The sequence below is a fragment of the Acinetobacter sp. WCHAc010052 genome, from assembly GCF_002165295.2.
Lineage (GTDB): Bacteria > Pseudomonadota > Gammaproteobacteria > Pseudomonadales > Moraxellaceae > Acinetobacter > Acinetobacter chinensis.
Genome location: NZ_CP032143.1, coordinates 2,541,158 through 2,564,393 on the forward strand (window position 1 = coordinate 2,541,158; position 23,236 = coordinate 2,564,393).

The window sequence follows — 23,236 nt, forward strand, 5'->3', positions numbered from 1 at the left end:
AAGCTGAAGCCTTTATTCTAACTGAAGATGCGGGGTAATAAAAAAAAATCAACTAAAATTGTCGGATTTATTATTAAAGTTAAACCTTATGATAAATTTAATGGCATTATTTATCTGATCAACTGAAGAACATTATTCATTTATGCTGAATTTACCGTTTAATCATACTGTTACACTGATCATTATTACGGTCATTATTTCCCTGATTGCTTTTCAGAATCAGAAGCTGATGAACAGACTGATCTTCTGGCCTCCAGCCATGCAGCGTGGTCAGTATGATCGTTTTATTACGCATGGTTTCATTCATGCAGACGGAACACATCTCCTGTTCAATATGATTACCCTGTTCTTTTTTGGCAGTGTGATAGAAAACTTTTATAAACAGTATGCATTCAACATGGGTTTTGTCCTGTTTTATCTGGGCGGACTGATTGTTGCCATATTACCGAGCTATCTGAAAAATAAAAACAATTCTCACTGGGCGAGCCTGGGTGCTTCAGGTGCTGTATCTGCTGTACTGTTTGCTTACATTCTGTTTCAGCCGTGGAAACTGATTTTTGTGTTTTTCATTCCAGTCCCTGCCATTATTTTTGCTTTTCTATATGTCGCTTACAGTATCTGGTCAGGCAAACGCGGCAACACCAATATTAACCACAGTGCTCACTTATGGGGAGCAGCCTACGGTGTGATCGTGACAATCATTCTGGAGCCACGCATGATTCCACATTTCCTCAACCAGCTGAGTCAGTTACCTTTTTAAAAAGTCAGAAGCAGAATGCTCTGCCACACACTGACTATTGCATGATTTAAGATATCTTCAGCATGAAAATTCATCAGCATTAAATCTGTTTTTTAATGCTGTTTTTTTTATTTTCAGCTTCATTTTCCATGATTTAACATCGCTTTAAATCACGGATAATGATCATATTTATGCATAAGAAATTACTCATCACTTCACTTTCATTAATTTTTTCAGGTCTGATTCTGACAGGCTGTAATGACAGTGATCATAACGATACTGCTCAGAACAGTGTTCCCGCTGAAAAAAGTAAGCCCAATGTGCTGTTCATTATGGCTGATGACTTAGGCTATTCTGACATTGGGGCTTTTGGTGGTGAAATACATACCCCTAACCTGGATGCACTTGCCAGCAATGGTCGTCTTCTGACGGACTATCATACTGCTCCAACCTGCTCTCCGACACGCTCACAGTTAATATCGGGTACAGATCATCATCAGGCAGGTATTGGTGCGATGGCTGAAGTGACACCGTCTCATCTGAAAGGTCAGCCTGGTTATGAGGGCTATCTGAATGAACGTTCACTGTCACTGGCAGAAGTCCTGCATGATCAGGGCTATCGTACCTATATCAGTGGCAAATGGCATCTGGGGTTAACTCCTGAAACCAATGCGCATGTCAAAGGTTTTGATCGTTCATTTACATTGCTGCAAGGCTTTGACCTGCATTATAAACAGGCACCCGTAGGTTATAACCGTAATGCAACCTATACAGAAGATGGTCAGACAGTTGCTGTTGCAGACCTACCGGATGATTATTTTTCAACCAATTACTATACCGATAAACTGTTGCAATACCTCGAGAGTGGAAAAAATACAAAACAGCCGTTCTTTGCTTACGCTGCCTATACTGCACCGCACTGGCCCATTCAGGCACCCAAAGAATTCAGTGACAGATATAAGGGAGTCTATGATGCAGGCTATGACGCCATCCGTAATGCCCGCATTGCAAAACAGAAACAGCTTGGCATTTTGCCTGTAAATTTTACTCCGGCAAATCCTGTTGATACTCAGAATGCACCTGCAAAATCAGGAAAATGGCATGAATTAAGTGTGGAACAGAAAGCCCGTGAAGCCCGTAATATGGAGGTTTACGCAGGTATGGTTGAAAATCTGGACTATAACATTGGACGGATTATTCAGTACCTCAAAGCCAGTGGGCAATACGAAAACACCTTGATCTTTTTTGTTTCAGACAATGGTGCTGAAGGTTCTTCGGGCAGTGCAAATGCAGGTGCTCAACCTGACAACTCACTGACCGGACTGGGTACAGCAAATTCCTATACCTTTATTGGTCCACGCTGGGCTGAAGTCAGTGCTGCACCTTTTCACCTGTGGAAAAACACGGCGGGTGAAGGTGGAACGACTGCTCCTGCGATTGTAAAACTGCCTGGGCAGACCAGAACAGAAACCATTCATCATGGTTTTGCTTCAGTCCTCGATGTATTTCCAACGGTTCTGGATTATGCAGGGATTACAGTACCTAAAGATCAATATAAAGGTCGTCAGATCAATAATCCGAGTGGTTACTCGTGGAAGTCTGTTCTGGAAAATAAATCTGCATCCATCCGTCCTGTCGATTTTACTTTTGCAGATGAACTGCATGGCAGTAAATATGCCAAACAGGGGGAATGGAAAATTGCTTTGCAGGGTAAAACAGAACTGGGAACAGGAAGCTGGGAACTCTACAATCTTAAAAATGACCGAGGCGAGACCATTAATCTGGCTGACCAGTATCCAGAACAGGTGGCGAAACTGGCAGAAGTTTATCGTCAGTACACCGTCAAAAATGGTGTGCTGGAATATAAACAATGATCCGGAAATATTTTTCAGCTATGGGTTACAGTCTGCTTATTGCAGGCTGTAACAATGCAGCTCAGGACACTGTCAAACACCAGGAGACATCAAAGACACAGACTGAATCAGCCCAGCCTGTTCTTTTAAAACTTGGCAATCTGGAACAGTGTCAGCAGTATAATGGGCTGCCACCAGACTGGTTAAAGAACCCACATGCAGGCATGGTGTGGATTCCTGCGGGCAGTTTTGAGTTGGGCTCTGCACTTGCCTATCCTGATGAACAGAACATGGGAGAAAAAAAGAATCAGGTTCAGGGTTACTGGATGGATCAGACCGAAGTGACCGTCGCTCAGTTCAGAAGTTTTGTGGATGCAACTCATTATATTACAGATGCCGAGAAACAGAATGAAGCCGCTGTTTTTACACCGGATATCAAACATCCTCAACAATGGTGGCAGTTAAAATCAGGCTATACCTGGAAAACGCCAAATGGTGCAAAAACAAAAGCTCCACACCCTGCTGAACCTGTGCGCTATGTTACACAGAATGATGCTGCACATTATGCTGCCTGGTTGAACCGCGACCTGCCGACTGAAACAGAGTGGGAATATGCTGCAAAAGCACATTCAGCCAAAGACACTCCACTGCATGAAGAACCGCGGGATCATCAGCATGCACCAGTTGCCAATTACTGGCAGGGCAAATTTCCTTTTGAAAATCTGAATCAGGATCATTTTCAGGGCATTGCACCTGTGGGCTGTTATCCTGCCAATGCCTTCAAACTGCACGATATGATTGGCAATGTCTGGGAATGGACCAGTTCACCCTATACAGGTGCTCATCATGAACAGGATGACAACCATATGGGGAACTACCGTCATTTACGTCATCAGCAGATTCAGGCTGTACCTTATGTCATTAAAGGCGGATCTTTTCTGTGTGCCAGCAACTATTGTGCCCGGTACAGAAACAGCAGCCGACATCCACAGGAAACTGATCTGGCAACCACACACACGGGATTCAGAACGATTGAACGGCATCCTTAAAGATCAGGCAGCATTCACTTTCATCTGTATAAAATTCACCAATATACGACATCAGGTTCTGTATGATTCATTAAAATGACCTTACACCCTCATAAAAAGTGAGTTCATACAATGAAAAAAATACTGCTTCTCATCTGCACCCTTGCCTCAATCACTTTATCTGCCTGTGCAGTACATACCCCTGCCGGCAGTGTCGTTGTTGACCCAGACGGTCATTATCATGACCGTGGTACAGGGGATTTCTGTCCACCAGGGCAAGCAAAAAAAGGTCGCTGCTGATTTTGACATCACAGCTTCAGTCCTTAAAACTGAAGCTGTTTCAATGATCCTACTCAGGCTGTTAAAAACAGATACTGCCCTGCCTCACTGAATTTTCCTCTCAATTTTGGTATCTAATGCCAACCTAAAACCGAATCTGGCATAGATAATGTATACATCTGTATATTAATTTAAAAATTGTTGGGATTTTTCGCATGTCCACATCTTTAGACGGTTTACAATTTCCACTCGATTCAGGCTCAGGTAAACCAAGCACCTCTGAAACAGGAAAATCCATCATTGCTGAAGCGCTGTCACTGGTTGACCATCAAACTTCACAGGAAGCACTTTCAGAAAAAAACTGGCGTAAACAGTATCCTCGCTATTTTAAGGCACTGGTCAGTCAGGGCATTGCAACAACCAGTAATCCCATCACGATTGCAAAACAGGGACTGCATAAAGCACAGCACAGTTTTGAATTTTATCGTGATGGTCAGAAATACCTGCTCAAAGATGTCATGCAACTGCCTGGTATCAGTAAGCTGCATACTGTAGAAGTCAAAGGCCAGAGTGATCAGGCACCTGAATGGTACATTCCATACCGTGGTCAGAAACTGCAAGGTGATGCCCTGCTGGCTCAGATACAGACCTGGCAGGATGCTGGTATCATTGAGTCCAGTCATGCAGAAGCACTGAGAGCTGTTCATGCACACCCTGAATGGTTTGATCTGTCTGATCAGACTATGGTGCTGTTTGGTGCTGCATCTGAAGCAGGTCCTTTAACCTGGCTCAGCCGCTGGAAAGCCAATATCATTGCAATTGATCTACCTGACAGTCGTGTATGGGACAAAATTTTATCCACTGTTTTAAAGGGAAATGCCACTTTATATGCACCAAGTCAGGAAAAAATATCAGACTCAGCAGATCCTGATGAACTGAAACAGAAACTCGGTGCCAATTTACTGACACAAATTCCTGAAATTGCCCACTGGCTTGCAGACAATCCTCACCAGCTGAACCTGGCTGCCATTGCTTATCTGGATGGTGAAAAACATGTCCGTGTTTCCATGGCAATGGACAGCATTATGCATTATGTCAGCGAACAGAAACCGGACAGCAGCCTGATGTATATGTGTACTCCAACCGATGTTTATGCTGTTCCTGCCGAAGTGATTGATGCCTCAGCACAGAAATTCACCCAGCGCTCCACGTTTGAAAAGGCTCTGAGTAAAGGTATTTCCACCCTGTCTGGACAGCATTTTTTCAAAAGCGGTCAACAGCAGCTGATTCCATCTGACAATGGTGAATCTTATGGCATCGCTGACTGTCTGGTTGTCGAACAGGGACCGAACTACGCCCTGGCAAAACGGATTCAGCAATGGAGAGCAACCCTTGCCCGTCATCAGGGTCAGAAAGTCAGTATCAACATCGCACCGTCCACCACTACGCATTCAGTCACTAAAAATCCATTACTGAAAGCTGCATTTAATGGTGCTGAACTGTTTGATGTTGAAGCATTTGAACCTGCAACCACCAATGCGATTATGGCAGCGCTGTGGATACATGACCTGCGTAACCCTGCTTCTGTTGCCAATCCAGAAACACCGTTGAAGCATCCCTTACAGCTCATGATGGAAGGTGCGAACCACGGCGGTTTATGGCGTGTGTCCTATCTGGCAAGAACTGCCCTGCCTTTTGCAGCAATCTATGGGTTTGCTGCCGATAAACTGCCCATTAAACAGGTCATGAGTAAACTGAAGTTTTAAATTTCGGCATTTATAAGACAGGCAGATCACTACAGCTGTTGAAATGACAGTGATCTGCCTGTGTATTGTGCGGTAATAACTGCCTTTATTTTGCCAATAAAAAACGCTGCCTGAGCAGCGTTTTTTATGAGGAACTTTCAGCTCTGAACTGAAATCCCGACTTATTATACAAACTGCAGGAATAACCAGAACAGACCACCTGACAGACAGATCGTCGCAGGTAATGTGAAAATCCATGCAGATAAAATTGTTTTAACTGTAGCAAAGTTCAGACCTGTTTTATTGGCAACCATAGTACCTGCAACCGCAGAGTTCAGTACATGCGTTGTCGATACAGGCAAGCCAAAACCATCTGCCGCAGCAATTGTGGTCATCGCAACAAGTTCCGCTGACATACCCTGACCATAAGTCATATGGTGCTTACCAATACGCTCACCAACAGTCACGACAATACGCTTCCAGCCGACCATCGTACCCAGACCCAGTGCCAGTGCAACCGCAACTTTGACCCAGTTCGGAATGTACTGCAGGAAAGAATCAAGGTTCTTACGATAATCCTTCACCACTTTTTTCTGAGTCTCAGACATTTTCGGCAACTGTTCAGCCTTATCCAGACGTTTAAATGCTGTTGTACTCAGGTACATGTCATTACGTAAAGAAGAAACTTCAGCTTCTGGAATATCTTTCAGATCGCCATACTTCGACACACGCTCGCCCAGATGATCTGTCAGGCTTGCAAGGGATGGAATCACCTGCGGATTCATCTCTTTGGTCTGAATAAACTTCGTAATCGTGTCACGCGCCTGCGTATCAGGAATATCTGCATGATTTGCATAAATAGCCGTTGCAGTCTGAGCAGACAACTGTTCAAAAGACTGAATGTGTTTTTCATCCAGGCTCTTATTCAGAGAATAAGCCAAAGGTACGATACCGATCAGAATCAGCATGATTAAGCCCATACCTTTCTGACCATCATTTGAACCGTGTGCAAAACTCACACCTGTACAGGTAAAAATCAGGATGGCACGGATCAGTGGCGGTGGTGGTTTGTTGCCTTCTGGTGGCTGGAACAGCTCCAGCTGTTTACGGAAAATCTTTTTCACGATCAGGAACACGACAGCTGCAAATGCAAAACCGATCAAAGGTGAAAACAGCAGTGCTTTACCAACTTTGAGAACCTGATCCATATCCACGCCACTCGCTCCACTGGAGGAATGCAGAATATAGTTCATGATCCCCACACCCAGAATCGAACCGATTAAAGTGTGAGAACTTGAAGCAGGAATACCTAAGAACCATGTTCCCAGGTTCCAGAGAATTGCCGCTATCAGCATGGCAAAAACCATGGCAAAACCTGCACCTGAACCGACGTTCATGATCAGTTCAACAGGAAGCAGCGCAATAATGCCGTATGCAACAGCACCACTGGCAACCATGACCCCAAGGAAATTACAGAAACCAGCCCACATCACCGCAACAGGTGCAGGTAAGGCATTGGTATAAATTACGGTTGCGACAGCATTGGCCGTATCATGAAAACCATTTACAAATTCAAAGCCAAGCGCAATAAGTAACGCTGTAGCCAGTAAAATCACAGAAAAAAGACTTAAAGCTGGAACATGAGCCAGATCGGCTGAAAGTTGAAAACCGATATAAATCAGTGTTGCAATAATTACCGTCAAAAACACAGGAACAAAAAATTTCGGCGTTGGGACGTGCACATTCGTCGATTTCAGCGGTACCTGTTGTACCTCATGTTCAGCGGGAGGAGTATTTGAATTCATGCAGACGGTTAAAGAGGATATGAATATCCGCTATTGTTCAATTTAATTATGACAATTATATGACAAAAAGCCCCCTGTTGAAGTTAATTTTTATACAAATAAACTCCATCCAGACGGCACTTTTACGCTTTAAAATTATTTTTATCAGATAAATATCAAATAGATAGTTAAAAACCACTCATATAATATATGTATTACACAGGCTTTCTGGAACTGTAATAAAAGTTGTCATATTACAAATCAGATCACATTCATCCATGTATTGCAGACCTATACTGAAGCATCTTTGTGACAGATTGATGAATATTCATACAGTTTAATGATTTTATTCAATCTTTCCTCTAACTGACTAAAGTTTCTGCAAATTATGTCCAGTTTGGCAGAGCATCACTGAATTTGAATTAAATCATGCTGAACTCTGCTAATATATTGCCGATTTTATATTCCATCGGATTGGGTTATTTATGTCCACGCTTGCCACATTAAAAGAGCTTCTCGCCAAACGCATCCTGATTATTGACGGTGCGATGGGTACCATGATTCAACGCCATAAATTAGAAGAAGCCGACTATCGTGGTGAGCGTTTTGCCGACTGGGCATCGGATCTTAAAGGCAATAATGACCTTCTGGTTCTGACTCAACCGCAGATTATTCAAGGTATTCATGAAGCGTACCTGGATGCGGGTGCTGACATCATTGAAACCAACTCTTTCAATGGTACAAAAGTTTCAATGTCGGACTATCACATGGAAGAATATGTCCATGAGATCAACTTTGAAGCAGCGCGTATTGCCAAAGCAGCGTGTGAAAAATATTCAACGCCTGACAAACCACGTTTTGTTGCAGGTGTTTTAGGTCCTACATCACGTACCTGTTCGATTTCTCCAAATGTAAATGACCCTGCATTCCGTAACATTACTTTTGATGAATTAAAAGAAAATTATATTGAAGCCGCACATGCCTTGATCGAAGGTGGTGCGGACATTCTCCTGATCGAAACTGTATTCGATACCCTGAACTGTAAAGCAGCAATTTTTGCGGTTAAAGAGGTGTTTAATCAGCTTGGTTATGAATTGCCATTGATGATTTCAGGAACGATTACCGATGCATCGGGTCGTACCCTCACAGGTCAAACTGCGGAAGCATTCTGGAACTCAGTCCGTCACGGCGATTTATTGTCGATAGGTTTTAACTGTGCCTTAGGTGCAGATGCCATGCGTCCACATGTAAAAACCATTTCCGATGTTGCGGATACTTTTGTTTCAGCGCATCCAAACGCAGGCTTACCGAATGCTTTCGGTGGTTATGATGAAACTCCTGAAGAAACAGCAGCATTCTTAAAAGAATTTGCCGAAAGTGGTTTGATCAATATCACAGGCGGCTGCTGTGGTACCACGCCTGATCATATCCGTGCTATTTACAATGCCGTCAAAGACATCAAACCTCGCCAAGTGCCTGAAACCAAGCCTGCATGTCGTCTAAGTGGTTTAGAACCGTTTAACATTACTGCTGATTCATTATTTGTGAACGTCGGTGAACGTACCAACGTCACAGGTTCGAAGAAATTCCTTCGTTTAATCCGTGAAGAAAACTTTGCTGAAGCTTTAGATGTGGCGTTGCAACAAGTGGTTGCAGGCGCACAGGTGATTGACATTAACATGGATGAAGGGATGCTCGACTCGCAAGGTGCGATGGTGCATTTCCTCAATCTGGTTGCGTCTGAACCTGAAATTTCTAAAGTGCCGATCATGATTGACTCATCAAAATGGGAAATCATTGAAGCAGGCTTGAAATGCGTTCAGGGTAAACCTGTAGTGAACTCAATTTCCCTCAAAGAAGGTTATGACGAGTTTGTACAAAAAGCACGTTTATGCCGTCAGTACGGTGCAGCGATCATCGTCATGGCATTTGATGAAACAGGTCAGGCAGATACAGCAGCACGTAAGCGTGAAATCTGTAAGCGTTCTTATGATGTATTGGTCAATGATGTTGGCTTCCCTGCTGAAGATATTATTTTCGATCCAAACGTGTTTGCTGTGGCAACAGGGATTGAAGAACATAACAACTATGCAGTTGATTTCATTGAAGCAACTGGTTGGATTAAACAGAATTTACCACATGCGATGATTTCAGGTGGTGTGTCAAACGTATCGTTCTCATTCCGTGGTAATGAGCCTGTGCGTGAAGCGATTCACTCTGTATTCCTTTATCATGCCATCAAACAAGGCATGACTATGGGGATCGTGAATGCTGGTCAAATGGCGATTTACGATGATATTGACCCTGAGTTAAAAGCTACGGTTGAAGATGTGATTCTGAATCAGAATCAAGGTGAAAGCCAACATGATGCAACTGAAAAGCTTTTGGAAGTTGCTGAAAAATACCGTGGTCAGGGTGCAGCGCAAAAACAGGTTGAAAATCTGGAATGGCGTGAACTTCCTGTCGAAAAACGTCTTGAGCATGCTTTAGTCAAAGGCATCACAACTTTTATTGATGAAGACACTGAAGAAGCTCGTTTAAAATCAGCTCGTCCTCTCGATGTGATCGAAGGCCCATTGATGGACGGTATGAACGTGGTCGGTGACCTGTTCGGTTCAGGTAAAATGTTCCTGCCACAAGTGGTCAAATCTGCACGTGTAATGAAACAAGCTGTGGCTTGGCTGAATCCATTTATTGAAGCTGAAAAGTCTGGCGGTCAGTCTAAAGGTAAAGTCCTCATGGCTACGGTAAAAGGCGACGTACATGATATTGGTAAAAATATCGTGGGCGTGGTTTTAGGCTGTAACGGTTATGACATCATTGACCTTGGTGTGATGGTACCTGCTGAGAAAATTTTACAGACTGCGATTGATGAAAATGTCGATATTATCGGCTTGTCAGGTTTGATTACGCCATCTTTGGATGAAATGGTTTTTGTTGCTAAAGAAATGCAGCGTAAAGGTTTCCATGTACCATTGTTAATTGGTGGCGCAACAACCTCTAAAGCGCATACAGCAGTAAAAATTGATCCGCAATATTCAAATGATGCAGTGATTTATGTTGCCGATGCATCACGTGCTGTGGGTGTGGCAACGACTTTATTATCAAAAGAAATGAAGCCGAAGTTTGTTGAAGAAACCCGTGCGGAATATGAAAAAGTCCGTGAACGTATTGCCAACAAACAACCGAAAGCTGCCAAACTGACGTATGCAGAATCCATTGAAAATGGTCTGAAAATTGACTTTGCAGCGAATAAGCCTGTGAAACCAAACTTCATTGGTATGCAAACACTGACCAATTATCCGCTTGAAACTTTAGTGGAATATTTTGACTGGACACCATTCTTCATTTCATGGAGTCTGGCAGGTAAATTCCCGAAAATCCTGACGGATGAAGTAGTCGGTGAAGCTGCAACTGATTTATATAATCAAGCGCAGGAAATGTTGAAAGACATTATTGAAAATAAACGTTTTGATGCTCGTGCTGTGTTTGGTATCTACCCTGCCAACCGTTCTGCGGCAGATTCTGTTGAAGTTTATACAGAAGATGGTCAATCGGTAACACATACCTTCCATCATATCCGTCAGCAGTCTGACAAAGTGACTGGTAAACCAAACTTGTCACTGGCTGACTTTGTCGCAACGAAAGATCAGGCGGAAGACTGGTTAGGTGGTTTCACCGTGTCGATCTTTGGTGCGGAAGAATTGGCACATGAATATAAAGCCAAAGGCGATGACTATTCTGCGATTCTTGCGCAATCTTTAGGTGACCGTTTTGCTGAAGCGTTTGCGGAGCATTTGCATGAGCGTATCCGTAAAGAGTTCTGGGGCAACCAGGCTTCTGAAAGTTTAAGCAATGAAGAATTGATTAAAGAGAAATATGTCGGTATCCGCCCTGCACCTGGTTACCCTGCGTGTCCTGAGCATTCTGAAAAAGCGTCTTTGTTTGATTGGTTAGGTTCTACCGATAAGATTGGTACACAGCTCACTACAAGTTTTGCGATGTGGCCACCGTCATCTGTCAGCGGTTTCTATTATGCAAACCCGCAGTCTGAATACTTTAACGTGGGTAAAATTGCTCAGGATCAGCTTGAGGATTATGCGAAGCGTAAGGGTTGGACAATGGATGAGGCGAAGCGTTGGTTAGCTCCTAATCTGGATGATTCGGTTAGTTGAGTTTTTAAATCTCCCCTACCCCCTCTTTGAAAAAGAGGGGAACTGCGCGTATCCAATGAATTACGTGACAGCTCCTCCCTTTTTTAAAATTGTAAAGCACTACTTCGTAGGTTAGGAATTTCTAAATGAAAAAATATAATTATTTATATTATTTCATAGGGTTACTCCCTTTCTATTATTTCAAATATATTTTAGAATACCTTTAACTTTATTTATAAAATTATGAAAAACATGAGTTCATGGGAAGACTTTACGCCATCTATTATTAAACCTGCTACCTACGTATACAAATATAGACACAAAATTAATGAGTTTTTAGTAAAAACCCGTGTAAAACTTAAATTCAGTGTATCACCTCATATATTAGTATTAGGTCGAGGCGGTGTCGGCAAAACAGTACTTCTAGATCATATAAGTGATGAGGCATCATCAAAAGAATGGCAATTACCAGATACCAGCACGACAACAGAATTAAAAACAGCTGAACTCGGAGAGTGGTATAAAATAATTGCTATAGCACCTGGTCAAAATACTTTAGAACGGAGAAAAGCTGTAGATGATGCGCTTAATACAAAAAATAATTTACAAGGTATCATTTATCTAACTGATTTTGGCTATACTGAAATTAGACATGAAGGCCTTAAAGATGAATTAATTCAAAAGGGACTTACAGATATCGAATCTATTAGGAAAAAGAATCTTGATTTAGAGTTTGATGAATTTGATTTATTTCTCAATTTTTTAGAAAATTCTATTTTGAATAATCGTGGTCCTAAATGGTTGATTATTGGTGTAAATAAAATTGATTTATATTTTGATCATCTAAGTGAAGCTCGAAAATATTATGATCCTGAATGTAATGGTAAATTCAGAGATCGTATTGAAAAACTTTATTCCCAAATAGGTAGACATAAACTTGAAATTATTTGTCTTCCTGTTTGTAGCCTAAATGAACCATTTTCATGGAATAATTTAGAGGTTACTTCAAAAATTAATAGTACTATGCTATCAAAAAATTACCTGAAAGCATTTATCGATCAAATTGGATTACTTTTGGATAAAAAATAACATGCAAGATCAATCTGAATTAGATAACTTAATAAATTTAGCTGAAAAAGTATCTGAGAAAATCGATACTTTAAGATATGCGCAATCCATGAATAAGTTAAAATTATTTTTAGCTACCGTCATATCTTATGCATTAATATTGACTACAGCATTCGTCATTTTAAAATCAAAAATTATATTCGAAAATTTAGAAACATATTGGAGAATATTAAGCTTAGTTACTTTATGTGCAATTACTTTTTTAAGTATTGGTTTTTTCACGCTGTATTTTTTTAAAATGAAATCTTTAATGATTTCAATAAAAAATGAGCAAGAAATAATTCTTGAATTATTAAGTCTAATTCATGAATTTAATGATTATATTTATAGTGAAAAAACTTCTTTTGCTGAAAAAGCACGATTAAATATTCGTCTTAAAAGAGTTTCTTTTGCGCTAAAATAATTTCCATTAATTATCTTTAATTATAAAGAGAACACTTAAGCTTACAATCTTAATCAAAAATCCCCTTTAAATATAAACAATTAGAATAAATTTTCAACTTAGTGGATTAGATATACATTTTATTTAAAAAACCTTCTCAAAATATAATCTAATCTGCCTATTATCAAATCACAGTACCCCCCCTTCTCTCACCCAATCAGCCTCTAAACCTTCCGCTGTATAATGCTGACTACCATCACACTCGATGACTAAATTTGCAGATGGACAATAAAAGTCCACAATAAAATTTAAAACAGGTTTCTGCCTATAAAACTGCAAACCTAAAATTTGCTTTGAATACGCATGCCCCTCACCCCCTTGCGAAGCAATGCTTCTCATCCCAATGGGAGAGGGGGCGATCATTACCAATTAAGTATCAACATAAATTTAATAATGGATATTCCCTCTCCTGAGCGTGTTTTAAAGCATTGCTTTAAAACTCAGCGCAAGTGAGGGCTAGGGAGAGGTGCTTATTCATCTACTTTTCAATCAAACTTCGTTCTGATTTTTTTTAAATTGGAATGTCGGCAAAAACTACTCCACCAACCTTAATTTCTTTAACCTCGCCCGAATCCCACCCTCTTTACGATTATGCCGTTTCGCAATTTCCTTAATCGACAGCTTTTCATCCATAAAAGCATCAATCAAACGGACTTCCTCATCCTCAGTCCATTTCTGCCCAATCATCGAATCATCTACTGTTTCAGTATTTGATGCTGAAACCAGCTCTTCAGCTTTTTCAATACTCACTTCAACTGAACCTTCTATAACCTCGACCTGACCAGCGGTTTGCTCATATATCTCTTTAATATCGGAAAGGAAGCCTTTATTTTCACAACCTAAAATAAACAGTTTATTCTGAGCACGGGTCATACCGACATAAGCCAGTTTTCGCTCAGAATCCATGTCACGGTTTTCACCGATACGTGGCATATAATCCAGTCCCACAAAAAATACATGCGGGAACTCCAGTCCTTTAGAAGATTCAACATTCATAATCTTGATTGAATTTTTATTCAGATCCAGCGCTTTCTTTTCAGCACTGCTGAAAACCAGTTCAACTTCAGTATCAGGCGTATATGTACTGAGTCTGGACTTCAGTTCTGTCACAAAAATATCGTATTCAGCAGACTTTGCCTGTAACACCGCAATATCTTTCGGTGCTGTATCGGATTTAAGTAACTGACGAATTTTTCGGGCAATCAGATCAGCCAGGTGGCGCACATCATTTTCATGATAAATACTTGGATATTCTCCTGTTTTACACTCACCTGTATCAGGGTCTAAAACACGGTCATATTCATCACTGTTCTGCAAACTATCCATAGCTTTAGGATTTAAAAATGCTTTGGCAATATCCAGAATCTCTTTGGTATTGCGGTAACATTTATACAGTTCAACGGGCTTTTTTCCCTGCACCTGTAAACCTACAGAACGCCAACTTGGTTTTTTACGGTTAAAAATATTCTGTGCTGGATCGTAGCAGAACAGAATATTATTGGTTTCAGCCTTTACCAGCTGAGATAAACCAATAATCCATTCCTGAGCAAAATCCTGCCCTTCATCAATCAGAATGGCATCGTACTTTTCAGTTTCAGCCAGACCGCTCTGTTCCAGATAATCCAGCAATATCTGCCCGACACGGCTGTTATAGTCTGTCTGCTTTTCATTTTTAAGCATGGACAGGTTTGCAGATGTGATCTGCTTGACCAGACTATGAAAGTTCCTGACTTCAAGCTTTTCATTAAAATCATCACCAAACATGTGCCGTAAATGATTACACAGTGAATTGTTATAACAGACCACTAAAATTTTATATTCGGGATAAATCGTTTTTAAATATTTAGCGCGACAAGCCAGCACCAGCGTTTTCCCACTGCCAGCCACACCTTTTAAAATACGGTGTCCATCACCAATATTTTTCGCAATCGACTCCTGAGATAAATCAAGCGCTTTGACCTCCTGTGGCTCGACTGCAAACAGTTCATCCTGCTTAAATTCATTGACCCGAATTTCAGGAAAAATCATATAACGTAGAAATTTTTCTTCTGCATAGGTCAGTGCTTCAAAAGGAAATGCGACGTCTTTAAATGCTGCGATCAGTTTATTTTTAAACGTTTTATTTTCAGCAACCAGGCGTAAGTCATCTTTATAAATAGTTTTATGTGCTGTTGTAATTGAAGGCAGGCTTAAGCCTATTTCATGGGCATCCTGTTCTTTCAGTTCGGTATAAATGACACAACTGCTGATCGGAAATTTGACATTGCCCTGATAAGGTCCATTTTGCTGTAAAAATACCGCGGTCTTTTTAAATTGATTCAGAATATTCAGCATGCACTTACGCACCTGCTGCTCGGGGTTTTGTACAGTAACCGTCTTTGCATTATTTTTATTATAAAAACGCCCGGTAAACATTTCGGGATTTAAAGTTTCAAAGCGTTCTTTTGACCAGTCTTTGACTTCAATCACCAGTAAACCATGCTCAGGCAACCACACAATAAAATCGGTATATCGGTTTAAAGCTTTAGGCTCGTACCAGATAATGGCATTTTCATCCTGAAAAACAGTCTCAAGTAACTGATAAACCTTTCTTTCACCACTTGTTGCTGACTTTAACTGTTGAATACCTGGAGGAATGAGTTCAGACACGTTTATTTATTCTCAAATTTTTAAATAATTGATAACTAAGCTGATTATATCCAGGAATGTTAAATAATCCACATATTACTTTTAATATCAATCAATTATTCATACAACGTATCAGACTGACTCCAGTCTCTCCACAAACAGTACACCATTTAAATGATCCACTTCATGCTGCACAATCCGTGCTGGAAAGCCTGAAAACTCAGCAATCACAGGCTCACCCTGAAGTGTAAAATAGCGCACACGGATATGCTCTGCACGGGCAACCTGCCCTCGCTCATCCGGTACACTCAGACAGCCTTCTTCACCTGAGACAGTCTGTTCTGACATTTCTATAATTTCAGGATTCACCATCACCACCGCGTCCATTTCAGGTGCATCGGGATAACGTGGATTTGAACGTGAAGCCACAATGATCAACCGTTTGGATACATACACCTGCGGAGCGGCTATGCCAACACCATTCCGCTCAAGCATGGTCTGCTCCAAAGCATGTGCCAGTACATTGAGCCACTCACTGCCAAACTCACTGTCTGCCACTGGTGCTGATATCAGTGTCAGTACAGCTTCACCCTGTTGTGCAACGGGTAGAACTTTACTCATATATCCTCTCATTTTTATACTGATCTTTCAGATGCTCACAGACGGACACCTGTAACCAGTTCATTTTAACACCGCACAGAATATGCAATATGAACAATTTCTGTATAGTTCTGAATTAAATAATAAAACAGTGAAATTTACAGTTCAGGTCTTAAGCTTTTTTTAATACTCTGTTTATATATTTCATTCAATAAAACATTTCAGTAAAAATATGGACACAACTGCACTTTTACTTGGGGTCATTTTCAGTTCTGTTGGCTTAGGCTATTTTATCTATGGTCGGAAACAGAAAATGAGTATGCCTTTTGTCTGTGGACTGTCATTAATGATTTTCCCTTATTTTATTGAAAACACAATCTTTATGGGACTGACAGGCTCTCTGCTCTCCATCATTCCCTGGTTGCTTCGGTTTTAAAGCCCATCTGCACCGAACAGCAAAATTTTTTCTCTAAGCTACACTTGATTCCGAGTGAAATCTGTCTGTAGATTCAATACATGCCATAACGGGTGAAGTTAGTTATATATTTTTTATATAAAATAACATAATTCATAATTTTTTGTTTTCAATACCACAATAAAGATTGATTATTCAACTAAAATAAGCTCCTTTAAAATCCATAATTTATCCAGTTATTTACGATTCAGGAAATGCGTATGCAAGCAAAACAGGGTCTTAGTCGTGAAGACAGACGCACTCTCGGACTGTCCTCACTGGGAGGAGCACTGGAGTTTTACGACTTTGTCATCTATGTCTTTTACGCAAAAATCATTTCCGAGCTGTTTTTCCCAAGCGGTTTAAGCCCTTTCTGGGCAATGCTGAACACTTATGGAATTTTTGCTGCAGGATATTTTTTCAGACCCCTCGGCGGCATGATCATGGCGCATTTTGGTGATCTGTTTGGTCGTAAACGGCTGTTCAGCCTATCCATATTACTGATGGCATTGCCTACTCTGCTGATCGGTTTCATGCCAACTTTTGAAAGTATTGGCTATGCTGCACCCTTACTGCTGTTGCTGATGCGGGTGGTTCAGGGCATTGCGATCGGAGGTGAAATACCTGCCGCATGGACGTTTGTTTCTGAACATGTTCCTGAAAAACGGATTGGTTTTGCCAACGGTTTACTGACCTCCAGTCTGTCACTGGGGATTCTGTTGGGCGCATTAATGTCCCTGTGGATTTCACTCCAGTTCACCGAACTTCAGATCCATGACTGGGCATGGCGTATACCGTTTATTGTCGGTGGTGTTTTTGGTCTGATTGCGATGTATCTGCGCAGTTATCTGCATGAAACTCCTGTATTTAAGGCCATGCAGGCTAAAAAACAGCTTGCTGCCGAAATGCCGGTGAAACAGGTACTGGCAAAGCATAAAACTGCGGTTGTGATTGGCATGATTTTCACTTGGTTCCTGACCGGCTGTGTCGTTGTGCTGATTCTGACCATGCCTAATCTGCTGACTGGTGCTTTTGGTTTTGAGCGTGCGGACGCATTTAAAATGCAAAGCCTGGCAATTGTGATGCAGATGGTCGGCTGTATCGTCGCAGGTCTGCTCTGTGACCGCTTGGGTGCAGCCAGAGTCATGCTGGCAGGTGCTGCAAGTGTTGCAGTGGTTGCGACGGTGTTCTATAACAGCCTGGGCGTTACTTCTGACCACACCATTTTTATGCTCTATATGTTGCTGGGTCTTTGTTCAGGAACTGTGGGTATGGTGTCTTTCAGCATGGTAAAAATGTTTCCTGCTCAGATCAGGTTTTCAGGGATTTCTTTTTCCTACAACGTAGCTTATGCCATTGCTGGTGGTCTGACACTGCCTGTGGTGCAATGGCTCAGTCTGTACAGTAAAACCGGTGCGATGTACTACATCTGGCTGGTGTGCGCAGTCTCCATTCTGACTGCATTACTGTATAAAAAGCGTTTTGAACAGACCTGATCCCCTTCCGTCCAACTGATAACTGCATAGTAGAATCAGTCAGATTGAATAACGCGTTCTGCTGATTCAGCGTTTTTATTCAGTCCATAAAAAGCCAGGTTTTACCTGGCTTTTTTAGTTGATGATTCTGTTCGTTTATTTACAGATTTTTTCTTAATTCATCTTCAACAATTTCAATTTCCAGGTCACTGAATTTACGGATTTCACCTTCCGCATGTTTCTCCAGTAAACCACCGATAAGCGGAACCTTTACCTTGACCTGCCAGTCCAGCTGGATATCAATCTGCTGATCATTTCCACTGACAGAGCGGTCACAGTGTGCTTCCAATGGTAAGTTTGCACCAAGATCCACTGTGGAACTCAGTTCAGTCAGATGGGTAATATCGGTACGCTTTAAACGGAAAGCATCTTTCAGCATTTTCTTTGCAATATCAGGAATATTGACATCCAGGTTATAAGCCCGTTTCATGGTATAGATATCACCACGGACTACGGACTCTAAAATTTCAAGATTTTCTCCTGGAATTCTTTTACAGACGGCTTCATGCATAGCTGGATCTGCAGCAAGGCGACGGAAATCCTCCACCGAAACGCCCTGAATTGTGGCTTTAATGGTAAATTTATGCGCCATAATCATTCTCAATTTTGTTGTTTTGACATATTTTCAAACTGAAAAATACTTCTTCAGCAGATTTTATTTAAACACAGGTCTTTAAAAAATCATTGACCAATCACGACGGTTCTTTATTTTCGTATGCCAAAACTGACCCTCAGTGTTCCCTCTGAGCTGATACTGATATACCGGTCTTTATATTCAATCTGCGCATAAAATTCATCTGCGCCATTGTCCAGTCCTGTTGCCGACCAGGTCGTCCCTTTTGGAAAATCATTCAGCCAGGATGCTTTATAAAAATCAGATACTGAGTCAAAAATGCAGTATTTTTCAGGTTCTGCCATTATTTTTTCTGCCAGCTGTTCAAACTTTTGCAGCTGCATTTCTTTCATATTGATCAGCATTCAGATGTCCATTATGCAGAACCAGATTCAGTATTCATTTAAATATTTCTTCAATATGCTTAAATACCTTTAAAGCCCGTACTGGACTGTTTCTTTTTCACCTGTTCCCACTGATACCAGCCAAAAGCCGCCAGCCCAACAAATGCAGCATATAATGCAGCGGTCAGGTATAAATCTTTGTACAGGAACATCCCGACATACACGATATCCACAAACACCCAGAGCACCCAGGTGGCAATGTGCTTACGGCTGGTCCAGTAGGTCGCCAGCAGACTGAATGCTGCAAGCTGTGAATCAAGCATCGGAAGTGCAGCATCAGTAAAGTAATGCAGCGAAAGACCAAAGATTGCGCCACCCACAGCTGCCATAATCATCTGAATCAGCACTGTTTTTCCAGCAATAGGTTCAATCCGGATTTCATGATCCTGCTGTTTGCCCTTCAGCCAGTGATAAAACCCATAAAAATTGACCACTATGAAGAAAAACTGCAGAATGGTTTCACCATACAGCTTATATTCATAAAACAACCAGGCATACAGAACAAAGGCAATAAAATTAAACAGCCAGCACCACATATTCCGCATAACGGTCAGACTTACGCCAATCAGACTGATAATAACCGAAAAAATTTCCAAAGCTGACATGTGTTGTACTGCCTGTATTTTAGTGGCGCTATTATGAAAAATTTCTGAACGATTGCAAACAGTTTCTCCTTTGCATTACTAAGTTTTAAATCCCTTTGAACACTTCAGACTCTGACCACAGTCGTTATAAAAATAGACTTGACAGTTTTCTAACGATCGTTTAAAAACTTAAAAAACAACCAAAGTGAGAACAAAAAATGTCAGCATCACAAGGAAAAGTCAGTCGTGAAGTTCGAGGTCATGTTTTCTTAATCGGACTGGACCGTGCAGATAAACGCAATGCCTTTGACAGCCATATGATTCATGATCTGGCTCAGGCTCTGACCGAATATGAAAATAATCCTGAACTGCGCTGTGCCGTTGTCTTTGCTCATGGCGACCATTTTACTGCGGGTCTGGATCTGGTGGAGTTACAGCCAAAACTTGCTGACGGCGTATTTAATTTCAGCGATGAAACGGTCAATCCATGGGGAACGGTTGGACGTCAACGAACCAAACCACTCATTACGGCAGTTCAGGGCTATTGCTACACGGCGGGCATTGAGCTGATGCTGAACTCAGACCTTGTTGTTGCCAGTGCAGACACCCAGTTTACCCAGATTGAAGTCCAGCGTGGAATTTTGCCTTTTGGTGGTGCGACCGTCCGCTTTGTTCAGGCTGCGGGCTGGGTTAAAGCGATGAAATACATCCTGACAGGCGATCTGTTCTATGCCCAGACAGCACTTGAAATGAATCTCGTCACAGAAGTTGTGGATGGCAACAATCAGTTGACCCGAGCAATAGAACTGGCTGAAGGCATTGCCCATGCTGCACCTCTTGCTGTACAGGCAGCACTGAAGTCGGCACATCAGGCATTTTTGCAGTCACCCGAAGCCGCTTTTGCCAGTCTGCAAAATTTACTGACCCCTTTACTGACTTCTGAAGATGCTCAGGAAGGTGTCAGAGCCATGCTGGAACGTCGTGCTCCTCAGTTTAAAGGAAAATAAATGATCAGTTCAGTTGCCTAAAATGTAGCTGTCCATGCAACAGCAAGGCAACTGAACTATTTTCAACTTCTGCCCGCTGGAATATTCCATAATTTTCAGCATGTTTTTTAATATATTCAGGAAAAATCACGATGAGTATGCAGCAACAGAAAGCCTTTCTTCAGGAACAGAACGTCCAGGTTGAAACTGTCCACTTTAAAGCGCTGGATGGTTATGCGCTGACAGGTATGCTCTACCGTCCGACCTCTGAAATAAAAGCCAGTATTGTCCTGTCCTGCGCAACAGGTGTGCCGCAGGCGTTTTACCGCAGATTTGCCGAATACGCGACACAGTCAGGTTATCAGGTTCTGACTTTTGATTATCGTGGTGTTGCCCTGTCCGCACCAGAACGTCTGAAAGGTTTTCAGATGTCTTATCTGGACTGGGGAAAATACGATCTGTCTGGCGCCATTGAATATCTGAACCAGTCTGAACTGCCTGTTTATATGGTGGGGCATTCGTATGGTGGACAGGCTTTAGGACTGACCTCCAATCACGACAAAGTGAAAGCTATGTATTGCTTTGGAACAGGTGCAGGCTGGCACGGTTATATGCCTTTCAAAGAAAAAATCAAAGTTCAGGTGATCTGGAACCTGATTTTCCCTCCAATGGTTGCAGTCAAAGGCTATCTGCCGTGGAGTATGTTAAATATGGGCGCAGATTTACCCAAAGATGTGTATAAAGAATGGCGCAGATGGTGTAAAAACCCGACTTATTTCTTTGCTGATCCTGCCCAGGCTGAACTGCACCATCTGTATGAACAGGTCAAAACCCCTATTTATGCGGTTTCTTCACTGGATGATGACTGGGCACTGCCAAGCTCCCGCTATGCCTTTATGCAGCACTATAAAAATGCTCCCATGAAATTCATCAACATTTCCGCAGATGATTTCGGCTTAAAACAGATTGGTCATATGGGATATTTCCGTAAAGGTGCTGAACCGCTCTGGGACACGATACTCAATACATTTGATGAAATTTCAGCTTAATCTGAAGGCAGATCGCTATGCGTCCACAGAAACTCAGTTCAGAACAGATGCTTCGTGCCTGTGCCTTACAGTTCAAGGCACATGGATATGCCGGCACCAGTATGGATATGCTGGCAAAAGCATGCGGATTAAGCAAAGCTTCTTTTTACTATTATTTTTCCAGTAAAGAAGCCTTATTACTGGAAGTACTGGAATATACGCAGAATGTTCTGAACAGAACGGTTTTTAATGTTTCAGCCACCCAGTCTGAAACAGTTGTGGTGCAGTTTCAGCAGATGCATCAGAAAGCGGTGCAGTTTTTCAGTGCTGAAGTGGCAGGATGTCTGATGGGTATTATTTCCCTGGAAGTCTCCACAATTTCGACTGATGTTTCAGAAAAAATCCGACAGATTTTTCAGGACTGGCGACAGGCATTTTTTCAGATCTTTGTTAAAGTTTTTGACCCAACTGTCGCAGATCAGCTCGCAAAAATGAGTATTGCGGATTATGAAGGTGCAATCCTGATGTACAGGCTTACACAGGATGCAGCATATCTGGATTATCAGGCTGAGCGGATTATCCGTCAGTTAGAGTCCGCGTAAATGTCTGTCTGCTGATCCAGGATTTATTCACTGCGCGTAAATTCCTGTTTATGTTCCTGACCAAAGCGGTCTACATGCGTCGAAAAAATGCCATAACGACCAACATAGTACTCCAGTGACTGATCATAAAAACTCCAGTAAACCGACCACTCATTCAGATCCATATTTCTGATACGGGTGACGGTTTTTGCAGGCATTTTTTTCAGCACATTTTCCTGAATCTGTAATGCTTTTGCAGGATTTACAATCTGTACTTCCTGCTCAAAAAACAGTGCTGCAATGTCATCAAACAACTGCGGTTCAAATGCATCCACATCATCCACACGCGAAGTCTCACGCTGTTCATCTGCAGGACTGACCACAGCAGGAACAACCTTAGTGTCCTTGAGCATACGCTTCCGGTACTGGGCACTTTTACGTATTTTTTTCCAGATGATTCTGCCCGACACCACCACCAGTACCAGGCAGATCAGCAGCAATAGATTCAGTAAACTCACATGTTCACCAGTTTCTGATTATTTTTTGATTAATTCTTACTATAACTGTTTTATGCCATAAGTTTCAAAAGAACTGAGCTCTGTGTTCCTTCCGTCCGCCCAGCGCTAAATTTCATTTGTCTGCCCTGAACAGGCATGCTATAAAAATAATCA

20 protein-coding genes and 1 pseudogene are annotated in these 23,236 nt (G+C 41.7%); 13 read left to right on the plus strand and 8 right to left on the minus strand.

Translation table 11 applies throughout. From position 1 onward, the window contains the following. Positions 1 to 142: 142 nt before the first annotated feature. The 5 genes from CDG61_RS12480 (at position 143) to CDG61_RS12495 (ending at position 5,665) form a co-directional block, all read left to right on the plus strand. Positions 143 to 760 carry a rhomboid family intramembrane serine protease gene (locus CDG61_RS12480; RefSeq protein WP_087549396.1) on the plus strand — a complete coding sequence of 206 codons (618 nt, stop codon included), beginning with the start codon at positions 143 to 145 and terminating at the stop codon, positions 758 to 760. A 170-nt stretch (positions 761 to 930) separates the two neighbouring features. Then, positions 931 to 2,613 carry an arylsulfatase gene (locus tag CDG61_RS12485; protein ID WP_087549397.1) on the plus strand — a complete coding sequence of 561 codons (1,683 nt, stop codon included), beginning with the start codon at positions 931 to 933 and terminating at the stop codon, positions 2,611 to 2,613. After that, positions 2,610 to 3,641 carry an SUMF1/EgtB/PvdO family nonheme iron enzyme gene (locus CDG61_RS12490; protein ID WP_087549398.1) on the plus strand — a complete coding sequence of 344 codons (1,032 nt, stop codon included), beginning with the start codon at positions 2,610 to 2,612 and terminating at the stop codon, positions 3,639 to 3,641. Before CDG61_RS12485 ends, CDG61_RS12490 begins: the two co-directional genes overlap by 4 nt. 111 nt (positions 3,642 to 3,752) lie before the next feature. After that, a complete protein-coding gene (locus tag CDG61_RS17505; protein ID WP_087549399.1) occupies positions 3,753 to 3,920 on the plus strand; it encodes a hypothetical protein in 168 nt (55 codons plus the stop codon). Positions 3,921 to 4,114: 194 nt separating this feature from the next. After that, entirely contained in the window at positions 4,115 to 5,665 is a 1,551-nt protein-coding gene (locus CDG61_RS12495) for a hypothetical protein (RefSeq protein WP_087549400.1), read from the plus strand. A 164-nt stretch (positions 5,666 to 5,829) separates the two neighbouring features. On the opposite strand, the gene CDG61_RS12500 is transcribed toward CDG61_RS12495, so the two are convergent. Continuing rightward, the gene (locus tag CDG61_RS12500) at positions 5,830 to 7,449 is read right to left on the minus strand and encodes an inorganic phosphate transporter (protein WP_087549401.1); all 1,620 of its coding nucleotides are present in this window, start codon (positions 7,447 to 7,449) and stop codon (positions 5,830 to 5,832) included. 464 nt (positions 7,450 to 7,913) lie between these two features. Between CDG61_RS12500 and metH the strand changes: the two genes are divergently transcribed. The 3 genes from metH to CDG61_RS12515 all read left to right on the plus strand — a co-directional run bounded on the left by metH (position 7,914) and on the right by CDG61_RS12515 (position 13,113). Continuing rightward, entirely contained in the window at positions 7,914 to 11,603 is a 3,690-nt protein-coding gene (gene metH / locus CDG61_RS12505) for a methionine synthase (RefSeq protein ID WP_087549402.1), read from the plus strand. 231 nt (positions 11,604 to 11,834) lie between these two features. Beyond that, the gene (locus CDG61_RS12510; RefSeq protein ID WP_087549403.1) at positions 11,835 to 12,671 is read left to right on the plus strand and encodes a hypothetical protein; all 837 of its coding nucleotides are present in this window, start codon (positions 11,835 to 11,837) and stop codon (positions 12,669 to 12,671) included. A gap of 1 nt (position 12,672) precedes the next feature. Further along, complete coding sequence (locus CDG61_RS12515; RefSeq protein ID WP_087549404.1) at positions 12,673 to 13,113, plus strand: hypothetical protein; 441 nt, start codon at positions 12,673 to 12,675, stop codon at positions 13,111 to 13,113. A 183-nt stretch (positions 13,114 to 13,296) separates the two neighbouring features. Here CDG61_RS12515 and CDG61_RS12520 read toward each other — a convergent pair. The 3 genes and pseudogenes from CDG61_RS12520 to def form a co-directional block, all read right to left on the minus strand. After that, positions 13,297 to 13,449 (minus strand): annotated as a pseudogene (locus tag CDG61_RS12520) (endonuclease domain-containing protein); the annotation flags it as partial. A 237-nt stretch (positions 13,450 to 13,686) separates the two neighbouring features. Beyond that, a complete protein-coding gene (locus CDG61_RS12525) occupies positions 13,687 to 15,801 on the minus strand; it encodes a 3'-5' exonuclease (protein ID WP_087549405.1) in 2,115 nt (704 codons plus the stop codon). A gap of 111 nt (positions 15,802 to 15,912) precedes the next feature. Then, positions 15,913 to 16,401, minus strand: a complete 489-nt coding sequence (gene def / locus CDG61_RS12530) for a peptide deformylase (RefSeq protein WP_087549406.1) — start codon at positions 16,399 to 16,401, stop codon at positions 15,913 to 15,915. A 211-nt stretch (positions 16,402 to 16,612) separates the two neighbouring features. On the opposite strand from def, the gene CDG61_RS12535 reads away from it, so the two are divergent. Both CDG61_RS12535 and CDG61_RS12540 read left to right on the plus strand, forming a co-directional pair. Further along, complete coding sequence (locus CDG61_RS12535; RefSeq protein WP_087549407.1) at positions 16,613 to 16,816, plus strand: amino acid transport protein; 204 nt, start codon at positions 16,613 to 16,615, stop codon at positions 16,814 to 16,816. Between the two features lie 239 nt (positions 16,817 to 17,055). Further along, positions 17,056 to 18,330, plus strand: a complete 1,275-nt coding sequence (locus CDG61_RS12540; RefSeq protein WP_087549408.1) for an MFS transporter — start codon at positions 17,056 to 17,058, stop codon at positions 18,328 to 18,330. A 139-nt stretch (positions 18,331 to 18,469) separates the two neighbouring features. Here CDG61_RS12540 and CDG61_RS12545 read toward each other — a convergent pair whose 3' ends face one another. From CDG61_RS12545 to pnuC, 3 genes are all read right to left on the minus strand, one after another. After that, positions 18,470 to 18,961, minus strand: a complete 492-nt coding sequence (locus CDG61_RS12545) for a DUF2505 family protein (RefSeq protein ID WP_087549409.1) — start codon at positions 18,959 to 18,961, stop codon at positions 18,470 to 18,472. A 113-nt stretch (positions 18,962 to 19,074) separates the two neighbouring features. Continuing rightward, positions 19,075 to 19,347, minus strand: a complete 273-nt coding sequence (locus CDG61_RS12550; protein ID WP_087549410.1) for a hypothetical protein — start codon at positions 19,345 to 19,347, stop codon at positions 19,075 to 19,077. A 59-nt stretch (positions 19,348 to 19,406) separates the two neighbouring features. Further along, positions 19,407 to 19,991: a nicotinamide riboside transporter PnuC gene (gene pnuC / locus CDG61_RS12555; protein ID WP_087511948.1), complete on the minus strand. Its 585-nt coding sequence runs from the start codon at positions 19,989 to 19,991 to the stop codon at positions 19,407 to 19,409. Positions 19,992 to 20,188: 197 nt separating this feature from the next. Here pnuC and CDG61_RS12560 point away from each other — a divergent pair, with 197 nt between their 5' ends. The 3 genes from CDG61_RS12560 to CDG61_RS12570 all read left to right on the plus strand — a co-directional run bounded on the left by CDG61_RS12560 (position 20,189) and on the right by CDG61_RS12570 (position 22,586). Then, positions 20,189 to 20,977 carry a crotonase/enoyl-CoA hydratase family protein gene (locus tag CDG61_RS12560; RefSeq protein ID WP_087549411.1) on the plus strand — a complete coding sequence of 263 codons (789 nt, stop codon included), beginning with the start codon at positions 20,189 to 20,191 and terminating at the stop codon, positions 20,975 to 20,977. A gap of 131 nt (positions 20,978 to 21,108) precedes the next feature. Next, positions 21,109 to 22,005: an alpha/beta fold hydrolase gene (locus CDG61_RS12565; RefSeq protein ID WP_394357221.1), complete on the plus strand. Its 897-nt coding sequence runs from the start codon at positions 21,109 to 21,111 to the stop codon at positions 22,003 to 22,005. Positions 22,006 to 22,022: 17 nt separating this feature from the next. Beyond that, entirely contained in the window at positions 22,023 to 22,586 is a 564-nt protein-coding gene (locus tag CDG61_RS12570; protein ID WP_087549412.1) for a TetR/AcrR family transcriptional regulator, read from the plus strand. A gap of 23 nt (positions 22,587 to 22,609) precedes the next feature. Here the strand turns inward: CDG61_RS12570 and CDG61_RS12575 are convergent, their stop codons facing one another. After that, positions 22,610 to 23,083, minus strand: coding sequence for a hypothetical protein (locus tag CDG61_RS12575; protein ID WP_087549413.1), 474 nt, complete (start codon positions 23,081 to 23,083; stop codon positions 22,610 to 22,612). Positions 23,084 to 23,236 lie beyond the last annotated feature (153 nt).